We start from the raw sequence: 14,402 nt of genomic DNA on the forward strand, positions 1-14,402 counted from the left end.
TAGCCACGGTCCATAGGGACAGCGCCCGCCGAAGGCTGGCACGGCGAGTCTTCGTTGAGTGCACCGATCGCGAGTACAGGCGAAAGAAATTCAGAGAAAATGAAGGGCGGATGTGCGGAACATAGGTGGCAAGGAGCAAAATCATCGCGAGGATGTAGCTCATTCTCATTGCGTCCATTCCTCGATTTTGGAGACGAGCCATGGTGCTTTCCGGGACACCCAACCTTTGAGGGCTTCGTCGTCGGTGAGGATGAGAAGTCCGCCAAAGACGAGGATAGTGGGACGCGAGGCGAAGAAGGCGCTCAGGATGAAGAAGAACCCAATCCAGGCGGAAACCTGCGAAAGTTGGGCTAGAAAGTATTTTTTCATGCTGTACTCCAAAAATATGCGGGCCGGGCATTCGCTCGGCCCGCATACGGTTAGCCTATGAGGCAATTAATAATCAAAGCTAGCAAGCCGCTATGCTGCGACTTGAAGACCGAAGCGGGTCGCGAGCCCGCCAAGTTCAGCTGCATCAGCTTCGCCGATGGCTACAAAGTTCCAGTCGGCACCTTCGCGGACGAGCTTCCCAAGAATGAAAGATTCATGGCTACTGTCCGTATCGGTGATTTTGTAGTTCGCGAGTTCCTGCTGGTTGTCTGCATTGACGATGCGAATGAATGCGTTGTCCAGATCGCGGAGGCTCTGCCCCTTCTGTTTACCCTGATAGATCGAGGCAACAAAGAGGATCTCATTGACATCCGCGGGGACGGCGGCCAGGTTGACGTCGATCACCTCGTCGTCGCCTTCGCCGGCACCTGTCAGATTGTCGCCGCGGCTCGCAACGGATTTGCAGGCGGATTCCTTGTGGCCGAAATAGACGAAATTGCCTTTACCGTTCAGCTTGCCGTTGGCGTCGAGCAGAAATGCGGCCAGATCGAGGTCCATGGTCGCGCCTTCCGCTTTCATATCCCAACCGGCACCGGCGAAAACCTTAGTGAGTCCGGGGGCCTTCTTGGTCAGCGATACGGTATCGCCCTTGGTCATTGAAACAATGTCGTTCATAGTGTATTCTCCATAATGTTTCGTTAAAAATCACTGATTGCATCCAGTGAATACAGACCATAGAACAACGTTCGCATGAGTCAAGCGATATTTGATGCGCGGCGGGCAGCCTTTGATTGAAACGGCTCCCGCCATTGCGGCGACTCATATCCTCAGCGGACAGCCGATTTGATCCAAGCCGTGAACTCGCCCAAACCGCCGGGAAGTGTTCTGGCCAGAAGAACGATGCCGAGGCCGCACGCCCCCGCGTCGAATATCCAACTCGATCTGGGCGTCTAGGATTTGAAAGTCCTCTTGTCCTTTCTGAAGGCATCGCCATCCAATGTCTACCAAAGGCATCTCGATCCGCAGCCTCATGGCTGCCGTGTTCCTTATAGCTCTGATCCTAGGAGTAACGGTCCCAGCGATAGAGGTCAACCGTGCCAAGGAATACCATACGCACACCCGGTATTAGGTAGCAAGCCGGACTAACGACGAAAAATCTTCGCGACGCCGAAAAGCAGAAGAATTACGACGCAGAGCGAGGCATTTGCCACGTCCCACGCAATGCCGAGTTCTGGCCAGAACACCCAGCCGAATTGCAGCAGCCCTAGGAAAAGAAGCAGTACGATGAGCGGTGCGTCTTTCATCGCGGCTTTGACCAGTCTTTTATGATTCCCGCCACCTTCAACCACAACTCTTTGCTCTTCGCATCTTTGGCCCTTCCGCTTTTCGAAACAGCGTATTCTACGGTATCGAATCGTCTCCCGCACTTCCTGATCGTTTCTTCCGCGAGCTCGTACGCCGATGCCATGGTTTTACTCGCGAGATGTCCGCTCGGCGGGGACCAACGTAATGTTGACCGGACTGTCGTATTTATTGTCAGCTCCTGCGGCGGAATCAATCGCCCATCCTATACCCCCGCCTAGTATAATGTTGCCCGCAGTCGCACCTGCAGCGCCTGAGTGATTCAGGTAGGTAGCCGTCTGGTAGCCCTTCTTATCGCAGGAAATATTGATGTCGTATTTCGTTTTCTTCACGAGTAGTGAACCTGGCGTTGGATTGACGTGGCCGAGGACTTCCTCCTGCCTTTTCAGGGTGCAATCAGCCCCGGCAGGGTTTGTATTGATGGTGATTTGCTGCGTCGTGCCTTCGATGATGCACGAGCACGCAGAAAGAGAAGCGATAACAACGATTCCAGCGATATTTTTCATGATTAATTCCCCCTTGGTTAGCTGTGAAATGCTTCTAGCACGACTAAACCGCAGTTTCTATCTGCAAATAAATTATCGATAGGGAATTGTTTTGGTGGGCATGAGATCTAAGGGCGAGATGAGGAGCGAGATGGCGGAGCGAATAAACCATTTGACGTCTCGCTCCAATGCTAGTACGAGTCGATCCGAACAAATGACGACTGAGAGATTCGAACCATGGCAATTGAAGTCACCATCCAATTTGAAGACGGGGAGCAAGGCGCAAAGCTTCTTGCCGATGTATTCCTCATGCTTCACGGCCACGCTGGGTTTCTCGGTCTGCAAACCGCTCGCGGAAATAACGAGAGTTCGACAAGCAAGGATCAGGAAGGCGAAAATTTGAAGTCGAATGGCAGACCTCCATTCAAACGGAAGACTCCATCTCGCCAAATGGGCGGTCTTAAACGTGAAGTATTCGAGGCGTACGAAAAGCACAGTGAGAAGTTCCTCACTATGCAGGAGGGCGCTCTCCTTTGCGGCAAGACAACCGTAAAGATCAAATCGACGGTGAACGGAGCCTATCGGAATGGCGAGTTTGAACGCAAGATGAAAGGCGATGTGTTCGCCTACCGTATCGGCACGAGCGGACTCGCTTTGCTGGAAGGGGATCGAAATATCCGGGCTAAGTCTAACGGGCCGGAAAAGGCTGCGTAATGACCGGCCTCAGTCTCATACGCCAGAAAAGAATAAGCCGCCAAACAGGCTGGCTGCTGGCGGCTCATATCCCCACGATGCTACAAACATCGTGCTTACCAACCATCTTCCATGAAAGCAAGAAAGGCAGGTGTTCAGTGCGTATCGAACGCATGTTATTAACTTAGCGGTCACTGCGTCGCCGGGGTATGGGATCCTCGGTGGCGCATACCGCCATAGGGTTACCTCTTAAATCAGTTTTACCCTCTTGTCATCAAATTTCTGACAGAGAGATAGACTCGCGTCCTATCGCCTTCAAAACGGCAACCAGGAAAACGGCTGAGAAAGCACCTCTGCTTATCTTGTTGGCGACGGTCGCCTTGGTTTCCTTGATACCCGCCCGCGTTAGCCGCTCGGCCAGCTCGTCGTAGCTGACGTCCGCCCGCTTCAACTCCGCTTTCAAGAGCCGTTTGATCTTCTCGGCCAGGTCGATCTCCTCCGCCATAAATCCTCCATATCGATTGCACGAAAAAGATAACGTACTCGTTATTTTCGTCGTTGACAACGTTATCGAATATGATAATGTTATCGATAATAAGATAACGAATTCGCCAACTAAATGTCGCAACACTTCCTCCTCTCTGCTAAAGCCCGGACGCTCTCGCTTGCGAAGGTCATGCGTATGAGCGAAGCCCAGGCACGCGACGCCTTTCAGAAGATACGTTGGCATGAGCGAGAGGGCAAACCGTTCTGCGGTCGTTGCGGCTGCGTCGAGCTTTATGAGTGTAAATCGGAGAATCGGTGGAAATGTACCGGGTGTGGGTATAGGTTCTCGGTCACCAGCGGGACTATCTTCGCCAGCCGTAAGCTTCCGATCCGGGATATCCTCGCCGCAATCGCCATCTTCGCGAACGGGGCCAAGGGTCACAGTGCCCTGCAACTCTCCCGCGACCTCGATGTTCAGTACAAAACCGCCTTCGTCCTCGCTCACAAGCTGCGTGAGGCCTTGGTTGCGAAGAAGGCCGACAACGTCGTCAGCGGCGAAGTGGAGGTCGATGGGGCCTACTTCGGCGGCTACGTCAAACCTGCGAACCGCAAGGTAGACCGGAAAGACCGCAGGTTGGTCGTGAATCAGACAGGGAAACGCCGCGTGGTGGTCATCATGAGGGAGCGGAACGGTAAGACTCTGCCGTTCGTCTTCAAAAGCGAGGAAGAGGCCGTAGGAACAATTTTCAGCCGCGTAACGCCCGGTAGCACGATCCACGCCGACGAAGCGACCGGCTGGGACGCCCTTCACGCCCGCTACCTGACGAAACGGATCAACCACAGTGCCGCCTATTCTGCGGACGGAGCTTGCACGAATCAGGCGGAGTCCTTCTTCTCGCGGGTACGTCGAGCCGAGATTGGAACGCACCACCATATCGCTGGTCCTTACCTCGCGGCCTATGCCGGGGAGATGGCCTGGAGGGAGGATAATCGCCGGGTCAGCAACGGAGAACAGTATTTACTGGCAACTCACGCCGCCTTGACGCATCCAGTGTCGCGTCAGTGGAAAGGGTATTGGCAGAAAACCTCCGCCTAAATAACAGGGGACATCTCATATCCAAAGGTTCAATGCGCTTTATTTGAAGATTGATATCGTGTACAATAACCACTATAGATCGGCTTCAACAAATGACCGATTGCTCCAATGGCAACAGAAGAATCATTAAATCAACTTGCAACCGAGGTGTTCGGGCTCAATAGCCCGAAGATCGACGAGTCTCGACGTTTGAGTATCTGCGAACTGCTCAAAGCAACCATCAACGGTGACACCATCAAGGCGCACCTTGCAATTAACGCCAACGTCAAGCCTGACGTGATGGGAGCGTTGGTATACGTGCTAACGGATCGAAGGATTATAAAGTTCGATATCGGACCGTCAGAAATAAAATCGGTTACATTTCCGCTCGATACGATAACGGGAATACTACGCTCTCTTGAAGGGAACCGGGCTGGAATTACCTTGTCATTTCAAAACGGATCATTTGGAATGAAATACACTATTCCAAACCAGAAGATCAGCGATTTTTTCCAAAAGGTTGATCTAGCCAGGGTATCCAAAATCAATGGGAGTCCCTCGTAATGGGGAAGAATGACGTTGAGCAATTTGAAAGTACAGGCGAAAGTTTAAGCGGTTTGCGGAGAGAGCTTGAGGGGAAGATAAAATCCCTAGATGACAGGCTTGACCCCCAAATCAGTGATAAGGTTCCTTTTAAAGTCCTTGTATTAGTAATGACCGTACTCATAGCAACCGCAGGATGGACTTTTCTTTCGCTCGGAACGCAAGTATCTGCGTTAAGCTCCAAGGTTAATCAACTAGATAAAGATATTGCGGTCACAAATCAAAAAATGGACGATTTCCGAAAGCATTAGTTAGATTGGCCTCCGGCTTTTCTACGAAGTGTCATTCAGCTATCGATAAGTTCCGCCGCCATAGCCAATCTCATCATGCCCACTCCGTTTATTGCTATCAGGCCCTGAGTAGTACGGCGAAGTCGTGTCATGCTCGTAACGATTTGATCCTACCGCTCCCGTATATGGGTTTGTATTTCCCTGATAGGAGTAATTGTTCGTCACAGTGTTGTCACGATCACTACGCTCGTAACCCTGCACGTAAGTTCCGTTGCTTCTGGTGTAGCCGTTGACGTGCTCTGCATAGGCGGCGGTCGGTAGGCAGATCCCAACGATTGCGATATGTAAAAATTTCATTTTCTTCCCCGTTCAAATTTCGACTGTTCGATATAGCACTTCACCGAATCTTTGACTACCTCGTAAATTTGGCTTCTCACTGAATGGCTTAGAATTTGACATTCAGCAAACCTCGCTATAGCTTCTTCGATGAGGCGGCGTAGTCGCTTTGGGGTGTGAAGACCTCTTCTGAATGCGGTTTGTGTGACCGTCATCGCACTCCTCGACCTTAGGCCGGGGAGACATACGCTATACAATAGGCGAAAGCCGAAGGCGTATGTAGTCTCTCATTCAGAAGACTCTTCATCTCTCCCGGCACCAGCGATCCAAAGGAGAGGCAATCATGACCGAGGAAGAGCAATCGATATTCGAAGCCGTCTGCGACGCCCGCGATTGCCTAGAAGAGCAGATCGCCGCGTCTCAGCAGCTTCTGGAGCACATGAAGGACATCACCGCCAAGATGGGACTTTACCTGATCTATCGCGGCCAGGACAAGGTGCCGGAGTAAAGGCAGTTGTTCCTACGCCATGCTCCACTCGATTTCGCGGCCTTCGTTCTTCGCCGCCCGAATCGTACGGCGATCCCGCTGCCGCATCAAAGCCAGACCGACACGCTTGACCGTCAGTTTCATTGTCTGAACATCTGCTCCCGGCGTCACCCGTTCGGCAACGCCCCGCGTAGTAAGCGGCTCCTGTGACGTGCGGATGATTTCGAGAACCGCCCGCGTCATTTCCCCACGCTTCGCACCATCGCGCGTAGGACGAAACGTCTTGGTCTTGATGCCGTCGAGCTTGTAATCAGGATTGAACACCCGAATTGCGGCGTCGAGACTGCCGACATCGGCGATCATCTGCCGAAGCTGTGCCTGTGTATGGTCAATGACTCCGGCCAGCTCTGCACGCTTCCGCACCAGCCCATTAACTACCAACTCGCTCATGTATCCCCCGTTGACTATTTGGGGAAATGATAGCAAAATCCGGTGGAAAACTGAACGGGGCGCAAGGTGTGGTTGCTACATAATACCGCATTGATCTGCCATAAAAAATGCTTTCAGTTCATCACGCTGCGCACCTCGAAGATACATTTCCTTCGTATCCTCGTGCTCGAACCCAGCCAACGTATTTTGTTCCAAAATGGTGTAGTTACTCATCCCCGCCGAACTTCCTTTCCTAATCCGAATAAGCTGGTCGCCTCCGAATAAGCTGGTCGCCAAACAATGGTCGGGCATTCTTCCTCATTCACGATCAGCACGACCTTCTCTGGCGATTCCCATTGCAGCGTTTTAAACCATTCCATGAAATCCTCCATGCCATAAAAATGATTAAACGCTCCCGCCGCGATGTACATTTGCATCCATTTCGTTCCTCCGGCATGGTCTGCTATCATATTCAATTGCCAATCTGGATTAAGATCCGCCAACCATTTATTTATCCTTAGAAATATCTGAGGCATCTCAGCGTCCGATCCGCAATCGTTCATTTCGCGAACGGACGAGCAAATAATAACTTCTGTGACTCTACTCATCCCCGCCTCGGTTGCTCTTCGATATCGCTGGAGGAATCCAACGCCTTTCTTGCAGTAGCGGCACAATCCAGTTCCTGGCAATTTACGCCTTCTGTGAAAACATCGCGAATAGGCGCTCCGTCGTCATTGTAGTTCTTCTCGTCGGCATACCACTGCAATGCGTTGGAAAGCCGTTGCAGTTTAAGCTCCGCTTCTTCAGCCCGTTTTCTCCACGCGTTATGCATGGAGCGTTCCGTTCCAAGTTGCGCCCGCAATTCGTCATTTATGCTAGGCTCATCTACCAACGACAGCGAGTAAACTGGCCCCAAATCATCGGGGGCCTTCGTGTTGAGCTGTCGAATAAACTCGTCTCTCTGCTCTTGCAGACGTTCATCGGCCCGCTCTTGGCTATATCGCGATAAGTCACAGTCTTTATCCATTCGCTATCTCCCTAAATTTCGGCCCTGCATCCGTCGAGTACCCGATCTTCGGGAACGGAACGTCCTTGCCCCCTCGGTTGACGTAGATCGTCCCGCATTGCCACCAAATCTCTTCGCCAAGTGCGACCTTCGGACGCAGGTTAGATTCGTCGCCGACTACGCAGGTGCGGTCGTTGTAGCGAGTGTCTCGAACCCAGAACTTCGTATACCCTTCCGGGGTCAGCGTTGCATTGTAAACGGTTCCACCCACGCTCATGATCGCCTCTTCAGTTCGTAGTGTTTCAACAGGGTGTCGAGAGCAAATTTGAGCATCCCTTCGTCGTGGAGGATCTCAACGCCGTTCATCTCGGCAAGATACCGCTCACTGCCCTGCATCATGACGCTCACGGCCGCCGCCCTCTCATCTCCACTCGATTCCCGCTCCAAGCGTGCCTTTAACTCAGCAATTTCTGCATCTCTTACCTTAAGGATGCTGTAGAACGATTCCACGATGTCGAGCGACTTCTGCGTGGCGTGCTGCTTCCATTGTTCCTCCGTCATCTCGACCGGCTGTTCATCCAACTTTTGTCGTTCAGCAATAATAGCCCGAAGCTTTTTATTTTCTTCGATTAGTAGATTAACCGTCATTTCATCCACGGTGATTAGTTTCGGCTTTGGGATGCGGTGATTGGACTCATTGTTGCCATCCTCAATGTTACCTTGGTAATTCACGCCTGACATCCAGGATTCATCCAGCTGTCCAGTATTCGAGTCGCAGTTTTCCTCATCTTTCTCGATGCTCGCGACAGAGTTGTCGTGAGGATGAGCCGGATTTTCGCGGGTGGGGGAGTAGCAGGTTTTTCCTAACAATGAATCATTTGTGCCAAAATGCGTTACCTGGACTCCTTCGGGCGGCGGTGTGGTATCCGCGCGGAGACGATAGGGAGTCGGCTCTCCCATAATTGGTGCAGGGGTAAGGGCTTGGCCTTCGCCCACGGAAGCGGGGATTGAGGCTTTACCGTCCCCTGCATAGCGAGTATTCCAAATGTAAATCGCACCTAAAGGCGTATGATGCCATCCTGTTGAGTTCTCACAGCCGGAACAACGTATCAAGGTCATAGCTAGGTAATGTTCGTGAAGCATTTCAGGCTCGTTGCCACACCGACACGATTTCGGTTTCTCTATTTCCATTTCAGTTTCCATATATTAACTCCGCTATGCGCGAGGCTGCGCCTTGAATGCCACGATCATCTTCATCGAGGTGCATGAATTCGGCAATTACTATGGCGATTTCCGCTTGGTTTAGATGTTGCTTCGGTGCGCTCAACACCGGCTCGGGTACACCGGTCACCAGTTCGTTCATCTGTTTAAAGAGCATGGCATAGCAAGCCTGCCACTCCTCCAGCTTACGCCCTAAAGAGCCATCTTCATGGGCTTCACCGGCTTTGAAATTGGCCAGGATCTCGGCGGCGTTGACCAAGGCTTTGTCGATGACCGGATCCTTTGTGCGGAGATATGGGCCAATCGCCAACATGGATTCTCTGGCAAGCGTAACCGGGTTTTCATAACCCAGAACCTGGAATCGCCCCCGGATGATGTCCTCCAAAGTGGCTTTGTGTATTGAAATCTCACTCGTGTTGGTGGAGGGGAGGCAGCTTTTTTCTGCCACTGCATCTGCTACCACCATGGCTGGCGCTGCAACGCACGCGATTCCTGATTTTTCAGGATCCCCTCCATTATCTGAATACCCACTAGCGTGCTTGTGGCATTCGTACGCCGCTTGTTCGTCGGCGACGAGACGCTCGTATTGTGGTTCGGCCTCATGCTTGCGGATGATGGCGATGGCTCGCTCAATAGCCTGCTTTCCGGCCTTGTCCATAAATTTCGCTTCGTTCAGTAGCTCTTGAATCAGCGTCGAAGGTATTGGCGGTTCAGGTAAGTTGGTCATGGATTCTCCGACATCGATTTGTGTTTAGATGCTTCGCCCTGCGCGTTCTGAGCTTTCCAGAGAGACAGTTCGGTATGAATCCAGCCCGTAACAATTCCGAGGGCGGCCAAAACTTCGTTGGAAGAAGGCGTTGCCATCAGAGCACCAAATGCTACGGCGGCGTTTTCCCTAACGCGATCAAATTGCGATTTCTCATTCAGCGATTCAGTCGTGGTCATAGGCCCTCGGATCATCTGCGCAACAGCCCTTACCGATGCCAAGAGCTTCGGCGGTCACTGGTTTCAAGTTGCAACGCTCCTCGGCAAGAACGACTCCACAGCGTACTTTTCCCCCGCTGAAATCCATCATGGGGCATGGCCCTTTCACGAACGATTTTTTGTCCACGAGGTCTAGAAACACCTTGCCGACCATGCAAATTTCCTCATGGCAGCACCATCCGCAGCCATTGCAAGGAGAATGCTTCTGGGGCTTGGCGATGATGGGAAATGGCGGAAGATATACCGAGTCCGTATTCATTCACCGTCTCCTGTCTCACAGCCACGCGGCACATTACCTTCATGATCCTCGCCGCAGATCTGACAATTCTCGCTGAGAGGCGGAAGGGCTTGCTGACAGATAGCGGCCTGCTCATCGGTCAAATACCACAGCACCCATTTCCCCGAAACTTCGTGCCGCTCGGCAACGATATTGGCAGGCCATGCGTCGGGGCTATTAACCAATGAATCCGCAGGCTGGTTATCACGCATGACTTGCTGCCAAGCCTCGATTGCAAATTTCATGGCACGATGTTCTATGTGCAAGTTATAGGCTTTCTCAGCGGCGCGCAGCGCCTTCTCATCAATCGATCTGGTACTCACGATACTCTCCTATTACCAAATTCAGGCTCATCGATTATGTACGGACAGCAAACACATGTCCCTTCCTGCGAATCCATCCATTCCTGAGCTTTTGCCTGGCTGGAGAACAAAGCAATGCGCTGTCGCTCAATTCCCTGATATTCTTCGACTAGGTAAACTGCTGATGGATTTTCGTCCATGCGAGCGAAAAATTCAACTTCGCCAACCCATTTCGATTCTGGATCGTTACTAGCGTTCGTGTAGGGTGACGACGTCATGCTTTCGTCCCTTTCAGCCATGCCGCTTCGAGGTTAAGGAAGAACTCCGGGGAAACGTCAAATGCTCTCCCCAGGGCCTCAGCCGACAAATCACCGATCCGCATGCCTGGCTCCGTGGGACCGACCTCTATGTACAGATCGAGCGAGAGTCGGTTGATGCCGAACTCCGGCCCCATCCGCATTGCCAGCATATCGAGTGTCCAACCACGGGCTTCCAGTTCGTCCTTGATGAACACGGAAGGGTGAAAAACCTCTGCCGGTGACCGGCCTATCAGATCGTTTATCGCCATACGAGCTTCTCTCCTGAGAATTCTTCCAGCGCCCGCATAACGGTCTCCATCTGCGAGTTCCGCCAGAAGTGCTTGACGTAGGTTCTCGGCTCGGTGAGATGGTGGGCGTTTGCCCGCATGAAAAGCAACGCCGCCTTCTCGGTCAGGAAGACGCCCTTGTCCTCCCACTCGGCTCGAACTGAGAACGGGTGCTGACCATGCCAGGAGTCGAACGCTTCGGAAGGGCTCGCCCATTCCTGCGACTCCGTCCATTCTTCGAGGGTCCAGATCCTCCCGTCGTAGGCCACGACCTCCTTCTCTCCGTCGTGGTAGCAATCGACCCACCGCTTGCTCTGGATGACGTAGTAGTAGGGGCTGGCCGTTGCACGGTTGTCCTGGGCGTTGATCTCGCGGATCAGCCCTGCGATCTGCTCCTTGAGCGGGGGAAGGTCGATCTCGACGATCTCCTCGTGGAGCCGCCCTCCGTAGTTGGCGCTGGAGCAAATCTTCTCCGCGTCAGCCCTCGGGTAAAGACCAGCTTCGGCCTCTCTCGTCGTGTAGCCACGGGAATCAGCTCGCCACCAGGCGTCATGCTCGAACGACCAAATCTTCACCACGCCTCCCATCTCACCTCTCTTCCTGGCCGGTGACCCGACCTTTTGACTGGTTAACGAAATCCAGCTTTTCCACCTCGCGCCGATTCTTCCTTTTTCCAGGCTCGCGGTATCGACTGCCCCCATGTAAAATGGATTGAGCCCCATGTCCGAGGGTGGAGCAATTCACGTACTCGCCTCCAAAGTATCTGATGAGGTAGCTCCGCGCGTGACGTATACGTATGAGGAGATCGAGGTCGAGGCTTCCCGGATTGTCGCGTCTGTCCGTCGTCCGCTGCCAACCTACGCCAAAGCTGCGCTCTCGGCGTTCATGCAACACACGAGCGGCTTGGCGGTCATCGAACGTTGCCCGTATTGCAGCGGGCCGTTGGAGGTCGAGAATAAGGGAACTGGCGGGGCGTGGGTCGTTTCCTGCCCATGTGGCCGGTCGCACGACACTTTCCGAGGCCTTTGACAGCCTAACCACGCGTTGAATCCAATTCGTCGAATAAGATGATGTCATTCCTATCCCTCGATGGTTGATCGCTTTCTCGGCGTGCGAGCTCCTTGTCGAGCTCATCCCGCAACTGGACGATCGTCTCCGTCTTCCAAGATCGGTATCCATGACCGCAAATGCAGACGATCTCCCAGCACTTGGGGCAGTCATACAAGCTCATGGTTTCCCCGTCCGGGCGTGGTCGTCCCCGGCTAAGTCGAGTTTAGGGTAGAACCAGTCGTCCTTGACGATGTGCCCGATGCCAAGGATACTTCCACCGAATCCTGGCTTGTCGAGCTTTACGCGAATCGTCTTCCCCGCGATGGCGTCCCAAGACGTGACGCCGGCGATCTCCATGCACCGCCAGATGAAGTGTCCCGCAGGGCTCTCGACCTTGTGATGTGAATACGTCTTCGGCAGGTAAAGGGCGTAACCACCAAAGCCCTGGCCAGTTCCTCCGTAGTTCAATTGTAACCAGGCGGTCAGCATTCCGCGTTCGGCATCGTTGATAACCGCTCGCTCAATCACCGCATTTCTGATCTCTTCACTCACCTCACCTCTCTTTCCATCCAGTAGGCAGGACATTTACTTCAAACTAGTTGAGCACAAAGTCGGTGCGAATCTCTTCCAACTTGAACGCCAAATCCATGCGTCCTTGTGCTCTGAAAATATCCGCTGCTTCTTCCAACGTGTATCGAGCCTCTCTCTGCGGGATCGTGTAGTTGGGTCCGAAACCGCAATCTTTTCCAGAACGCTTGGCGCGTTTGCGCAGATAGTTTTTGATTTCCTCTTCATCGAGGTCATCAAGCACATCGCTTGCGTCGACATGAACGCTGATATATGGCATAAGTTTCCTTTCTTTACCGGACCGTTAATCCATTAAGCTGCTTTAGCTGCCTGTCCGAAGTCGCTCGTCTTCAGCTTCAGGATGATTCGTTTTCCACGTCGATCAAACAGCGGCTCGATGGTTCTGCCAATGACGCCTTCGGCCATCCGCTCCTGCCCGCTGTCCTCGACAGAGACGACCGACGGTACGCCGGCCTTGACCATCGCGACGATCTCGTCCAGGGTGAAGTCGCCGAGGTAAGGGGCGGTTTTGACGCCGAGCTTGCCGGCCACATCCTCGACATTCGGCCAGTCCAGCCACCACTTGTCGGCCACCAGTACGTCGAAGAGCCTGAACGCCTTGTCCTTGCGGTAGAGGCCGCCGCCCTTCTGAATGCCCGCGCCATAGCCTTCACCGTAGAGCACGGCCTTTACGGGCTGGACCTTGCCTTCGGCGTCAGGAAGCCATAGCGCTTCCCGCATCTTGTCGGCGGGGAAGGTCTCGTAGAGGTATTGAATCAGATCGGCGGGGATCTGGGCCGCGTCCGTTCGGCCTCCGAGAATTACCTTTCCTTCCTCGGTCAGCGTGACTCGGATGTTCGTGCCGTCGATCTTCTCCGTGACGTGCCATCTCTTAAACTCGCCATAGACCGGATTACGAAGCTGCTCCGTCACGACAAATTTTCCGTCGCGGTCGAATAGGGTTTCTATTTTGTGATATTCCATATTGATCCTCTGTGATTACCGATACCGTTATCCGTTGCTCTACGAGTCGAAGTTCATCACGAGCCGAACGTTCTCGTACCCATGCGACTTTCCGAGGCTGAGCATACGTGGGAGTATCTTTGTCCAAATTTGCTTGCCGCATTCTGCGTATGAGATCCGCCACGTGATCCGAGCTAATCGTCGCACTGGGGAGTCGAAATCGTACTCGTTCTTTAGCCGCTGCACGGCTGCTTCCCATTCTGCACCGCGAGCACCATTGACAACGTCATTGACGTACCCACGCATTTCTTCTTCGGAAATGTGGATAATATTAGGACCGCTAACGTCTCCGTACCATTCATCTGGCTCGGCGCGCCATTCCTTTGTCCTATCCCATTTCTCAAATTGAACTGGGTCTACGATGCCGCGCCGGGTAGCGATTTGCTGCCAATCGAAATCCAGCAGTTCCTGAAGCCCGACCCACGTCTCAGAATGGTCGCCGGTGCAAGCAGTTTCCTGACATTTTGCGGTGATGTCGTCTGGGAGGCCACGTTTCGAGGAGATCGGGTTGAATCGATCGCCAGTGTCGCAACCAGCGAAACCGTGACTGTTGCGTACGTCCCCGAGGAGCGCAAAAAGTTGATAATCCCTGTCCAGATTTAGTCGTGCCGTTTGCTCAAGCTCGTCTTCGTATTTTCCGTAATACTTGTTCGGGAATAGAACTGCCTTCCACCTGCTGTTTTCCCGGTATTCTATCCCTGCATCCTACGTTCCGCACATCCGGCATTCAATTTCTCCGAATTTCCGGCGGTCGCCACGTCAGCGGTTATAAGCCGCCGTCATTCGCAACAGGCTCAGGAGCCTGCGCTGCAGCGGACTCAGTTCCGTCGT

General features: G+C 53.1%; 24 protein-coding genes. 5 read left to right on the forward strand and 19 right to left on the reverse strand.

The annotated features are described in order from the left end of the window. Positions 1-165: 165 nt before the first annotated feature. The 4 genes from ACYOEI_RS40510 to ACYOEI_RS40525 form a co-directional block, all read right to left on the reverse strand. Positions 166-369 carry a hypothetical protein gene (locus ACYOEI_RS40510; RefSeq protein ID WP_462856360.1) on the reverse strand — a complete coding sequence of 68 codons (204 nt, stop codon included), beginning with the start codon at positions 367-369 and terminating at the stop codon, positions 166-168. Positions 370-459: 90 nt separating this feature from the next. After that, on the reverse strand, positions 460-1,044 hold the full coding sequence (locus ACYOEI_RS40515; protein WP_462856361.1) for a TerD family protein: 585 nt from the start codon (positions 1,042-1,044) through the stop codon (positions 460-462). Positions 1,045-1,511: 467 nt separating this feature from the next. Then, complete coding sequence (locus ACYOEI_RS40520) at positions 1,512-1,718, reverse strand: hypothetical protein (protein ID WP_462856363.1); 207 nt, start codon at positions 1,716-1,718, stop codon at positions 1,512-1,514. A gap of 123 nt (positions 1,719-1,841) precedes the next feature. Next, entirely contained in the window at positions 1,842-2,237 is a 396-nt protein-coding gene (locus ACYOEI_RS40525; protein WP_462856365.1) for a hypothetical protein, read from the reverse strand. A gap of 216 nt (positions 2,238-2,453) precedes the next feature. Here ACYOEI_RS40525 and ACYOEI_RS40530 point away from each other — a divergent pair, with 216 nt between their 5' ends. Beyond that, complete coding sequence (locus ACYOEI_RS40530; RefSeq protein WP_462856367.1) at positions 2,454-2,930, forward strand: hypothetical protein; 477 nt, start codon at positions 2,454-2,456, stop codon at positions 2,928-2,930. A gap of 253 nt (positions 2,931-3,183) precedes the next feature. Here the strand turns inward: ACYOEI_RS40530 and ACYOEI_RS40535 are convergent, their stop codons facing one another. After that, entirely contained in the window at positions 3,184-3,414 is a 231-nt protein-coding gene (locus tag ACYOEI_RS40535; protein ID WP_462856368.1) for a DUF6471 domain-containing protein, read from the reverse strand. Between the two features lie 114 nt (positions 3,415-3,528). On the opposite strand from ACYOEI_RS40535, the gene ACYOEI_RS40540 reads away from it, so the two are divergent. The 4 genes from ACYOEI_RS40540 (at position 3,529) to ACYOEI_RS40555 (ending at position 6,147) form a co-directional block, all read left to right on the forward strand. Continuing rightward, the gene (locus ACYOEI_RS40540; RefSeq protein WP_462856370.1) at positions 3,529-4,491 is read left to right on the forward strand and encodes an IS1595 family transposase; all 963 of its coding nucleotides are present in this window, start codon (positions 3,529-3,531) and stop codon (positions 4,489-4,491) included. 108 nt (positions 4,492-4,599) lie between these two features. Beyond that, positions 4,600-5,034, forward strand: a complete 435-nt coding sequence (locus tag ACYOEI_RS40545) for a hypothetical protein (protein WP_462856372.1) — start codon at positions 4,600-4,602, stop codon at positions 5,032-5,034. After that, positions 5,034-5,324: a hypothetical protein gene (locus ACYOEI_RS40550; protein ID WP_462856373.1), complete on the forward strand. Its 291-nt coding sequence runs from the start codon at positions 5,034-5,036 to the stop codon at positions 5,322-5,324. The genes ACYOEI_RS40545 and ACYOEI_RS40550 overlap by 1 nt, the downstream gene beginning before the upstream one ends. 658 nt (positions 5,325-5,982) lie before the next feature. Continuing rightward, on the forward strand, positions 5,983-6,147 hold the full coding sequence (locus ACYOEI_RS40555) for a hypothetical protein (protein ID WP_462856374.1): 165 nt from the start codon (positions 5,983-5,985) through the stop codon (positions 6,145-6,147). A gap of 12 nt (positions 6,148-6,159) precedes the next feature. On the opposite strand, the gene ACYOEI_RS40560 is transcribed toward ACYOEI_RS40555, so the two are convergent. From ACYOEI_RS40560 to ACYOEI_RS40625, 14 genes are all read right to left on the reverse strand, one after another. Beyond that, complete coding sequence (locus ACYOEI_RS40560; protein WP_462856376.1) at positions 6,160-6,576, reverse strand: hypothetical protein; 417 nt, start codon at positions 6,574-6,576, stop codon at positions 6,160-6,162. Positions 6,577-6,785: 209 nt separating this feature from the next. Continuing rightward, a complete protein-coding gene (locus tag ACYOEI_RS40565) occupies positions 6,786-7,163 on the reverse strand; it encodes a hypothetical protein (protein WP_462856378.1) in 378 nt (125 codons plus the stop codon). Then, positions 7,160-7,582 (reverse strand): hypothetical protein, encoded by a 423-nt coding sequence (locus tag ACYOEI_RS40570; protein WP_462856380.1) that lies wholly within the window; start codon positions 7,580-7,582, stop codon positions 7,160-7,162. The genes ACYOEI_RS40565 and ACYOEI_RS40570 overlap by 4 nt, the downstream gene beginning before the upstream one ends. Beyond that, positions 7,575-7,838 carry a hypothetical protein gene (locus ACYOEI_RS40575; RefSeq protein WP_462856382.1) on the reverse strand — a complete coding sequence of 88 codons (264 nt, stop codon included), beginning with the start codon at positions 7,836-7,838 and terminating at the stop codon, positions 7,575-7,577. Before ACYOEI_RS40575 ends, ACYOEI_RS40570 begins: the two co-directional genes overlap by 8 nt. Next, on the reverse strand, positions 7,835-8,764 hold the full coding sequence (locus ACYOEI_RS40580; RefSeq protein WP_462856384.1) for a hypothetical protein: 930 nt from the start codon (positions 8,762-8,764) through the stop codon (positions 7,835-7,837). The genes ACYOEI_RS40575 and ACYOEI_RS40580 overlap by 4 nt, the downstream gene beginning before the upstream one ends. After that, positions 8,754-9,509: a hypothetical protein gene (locus ACYOEI_RS40585; RefSeq protein ID WP_462856386.1), complete on the reverse strand. Its 756-nt coding sequence runs from the start codon at positions 9,507-9,509 to the stop codon at positions 8,754-8,756. The genes ACYOEI_RS40580 and ACYOEI_RS40585 overlap by 11 nt, the downstream gene beginning before the upstream one ends. Next, entirely contained in the window at positions 9,506-9,727 is a 222-nt protein-coding gene (locus ACYOEI_RS40590) for a hypothetical protein (RefSeq protein WP_462856388.1), read from the reverse strand. The genes ACYOEI_RS40585 and ACYOEI_RS40590 overlap by 4 nt, the downstream gene beginning before the upstream one ends. Then, complete coding sequence (locus ACYOEI_RS40595) at positions 9,714-9,920, reverse strand: hypothetical protein (RefSeq protein WP_462856391.1); 207 nt, start codon at positions 9,918-9,920, stop codon at positions 9,714-9,716. Before ACYOEI_RS40595 ends, ACYOEI_RS40590 begins: the two co-directional genes overlap by 14 nt. Before the next feature lie 101 nt (positions 9,921-10,021). Beyond that, positions 10,022-10,366 carry a hypothetical protein gene (locus ACYOEI_RS40600; protein WP_462856393.1) on the reverse strand — a complete coding sequence of 115 codons (345 nt, stop codon included), beginning with the start codon at positions 10,364-10,366 and terminating at the stop codon, positions 10,022-10,024. Positions 10,367-10,619: 253 nt separating this feature from the next. Next, a complete protein-coding gene (locus ACYOEI_RS40605) occupies positions 10,620-10,913 on the reverse strand; it encodes a hypothetical protein (RefSeq protein ID WP_462856394.1) in 294 nt (97 codons plus the stop codon). After that, a complete protein-coding gene (locus ACYOEI_RS40610; protein ID WP_462856395.1) occupies positions 10,904-11,518 on the reverse strand; it encodes a hypothetical protein in 615 nt (204 codons plus the stop codon). The genes ACYOEI_RS40605 and ACYOEI_RS40610 overlap by 10 nt, the downstream gene beginning before the upstream one ends. Positions 11,519-12,158: 640 nt before the next feature. Beyond that, on the reverse strand, positions 12,159-12,533 hold the full coding sequence (locus tag ACYOEI_RS40615; RefSeq protein ID WP_462856396.1) for a hypothetical protein: 375 nt from the start codon (positions 12,531-12,533) through the stop codon (positions 12,159-12,161). A 43-nt stretch (positions 12,534-12,576) separates the two neighbouring features. Continuing rightward, positions 12,577-12,828, reverse strand: a complete 252-nt coding sequence (locus tag ACYOEI_RS40620; protein WP_462856397.1) for a hypothetical protein — start codon at positions 12,826-12,828, stop codon at positions 12,577-12,579. A 32-nt stretch (positions 12,829-12,860) separates the two neighbouring features. After that, complete coding sequence (locus ACYOEI_RS40625; protein WP_462856398.1) at positions 12,861-13,532, reverse strand: RNA ligase family protein; 672 nt, start codon at positions 13,530-13,532, stop codon at positions 12,861-12,863. Between the last annotated feature and the right edge of the window lie 870 nt (positions 13,533-14,402).

The sequence above is a fragment of the Singulisphaera rosea genome (assembly GCF_054877945.1).

Excerpts from the sequence above, each read along its gene's own strand:
- ACYOEI_RS40540 (WP_462856370.1), top strand. The coding sequence starts at position 3,529 with ATGTCGCAACACTTCCTCCTCTCTGCTAAAGCCCGGACGCTCTCGCTT.
- ACYOEI_RS40575 (WP_462856382.1), bottom strand. The coding sequence starts at position 7,838 with ATGAGCGTGGGTGGAACCGTTTACAATGCAACGCTGACCCCGGAAGGG.
- ACYOEI_RS40585 (WP_462856386.1), bottom strand. The coding sequence starts at position 9,509 with ATGACCAACTTACCTGAACCGCCAATACCTTCGACGCTGATTCAAGAG.
- ACYOEI_RS40580 (WP_462856384.1), bottom strand. The coding sequence starts at position 8,764 with ATGGAAACTGAAATGGAAATAGAGAAACCGAAATCGTGTCGGTGTGGC.
- ACYOEI_RS40510 (WP_462856360.1), bottom strand. The coding sequence starts at position 369 with ATGAAAAAATACTTTCTAGCCCAACTTTCGCAGGTTTCCGCCTGGATT.
- ACYOEI_RS40530 (WP_462856367.1), top strand. The coding sequence starts at position 2,454 with ATGGCAATTGAAGTCACCATCCAATTTGAAGACGGGGAGCAAGGCGCA.
- ACYOEI_RS40525 (WP_462856365.1), bottom strand. The coding sequence starts at position 2,237 with ATGAAAAATATCGCTGGAATCGTTGTTATCGCTTCTCTTTCTGCGTGC.
- ACYOEI_RS40620 (WP_462856397.1), bottom strand. The coding sequence starts at position 12,828 with ATGCCATATATCAGCGTTCATGTCGACGCAAGCGATGTGCTTGATGAC.
- ACYOEI_RS40555 (WP_462856374.1), top strand. The coding sequence starts at position 5,983 with ATGACCGAGGAAGAGCAATCGATATTCGAAGCCGTCTGCGACGCCCGC.
- ACYOEI_RS40515 (WP_462856361.1), bottom strand. The coding sequence starts at position 1,044 with ATGAACGACATTGTTTCAATGACCAAGGGCGATACCGTATCGCTGACC.
- ACYOEI_RS40535 (WP_462856368.1), bottom strand. The coding sequence starts at position 3,414 with ATGGCGGAGGAGATCGACCTGGCCGAGAAGATCAAACGGCTCTTGAAA.
- ACYOEI_RS40605 (WP_462856394.1), bottom strand. The coding sequence starts at position 10,913 with ATGGCGATAAACGATCTGATAGGCCGGTCACCGGCAGAGGTTTTTCAC.
- ACYOEI_RS40625 (WP_462856398.1), bottom strand. The coding sequence starts at position 13,532 with ATGGAATATCACAAAATAGAAACCCTATTCGACCGCGACGGAAAATTT.
- ACYOEI_RS40610 (WP_462856395.1), bottom strand. The coding sequence starts at position 11,518 with ATGGGAGGCGTGGTGAAGATTTGGTCGTTCGAGCATGACGCCTGGTGG.
- ACYOEI_RS40550 (WP_462856373.1), top strand. The coding sequence starts at position 5,034 with ATGGGGAAGAATGACGTTGAGCAATTTGAAAGTACAGGCGAAAGTTTA.
- ACYOEI_RS40595 (WP_462856391.1), bottom strand. The coding sequence starts at position 9,920 with ATGGTCGGCAAGGTGTTTCTAGACCTCGTGGACAAAAAATCGTTCGTG.
- ACYOEI_RS40570 (WP_462856380.1), bottom strand. The coding sequence starts at position 7,582 with ATGGATAAAGACTGTGACTTATCGCGATATAGCCAAGAGCGGGCCGAT.
- ACYOEI_RS40545 (WP_462856372.1), top strand. The coding sequence starts at position 4,600 with ATGGCAACAGAAGAATCATTAAATCAACTTGCAACCGAGGTGTTCGGG.
- ACYOEI_RS40590 (WP_462856388.1), bottom strand. The coding sequence starts at position 9,727 with ATGACCACGACTGAATCGCTGAATGAGAAATCGCAATTTGATCGCGTT.
- ACYOEI_RS40560 (WP_462856376.1), bottom strand. The coding sequence starts at position 6,576 with ATGAGCGAGTTGGTAGTTAATGGGCTGGTGCGGAAGCGTGCAGAGCTG.
- ACYOEI_RS40565 (WP_462856378.1), bottom strand. The coding sequence starts at position 7,163 with ATGAGTAGAGTCACAGAAGTTATTATTTGCTCGTCCGTTCGCGAAATG.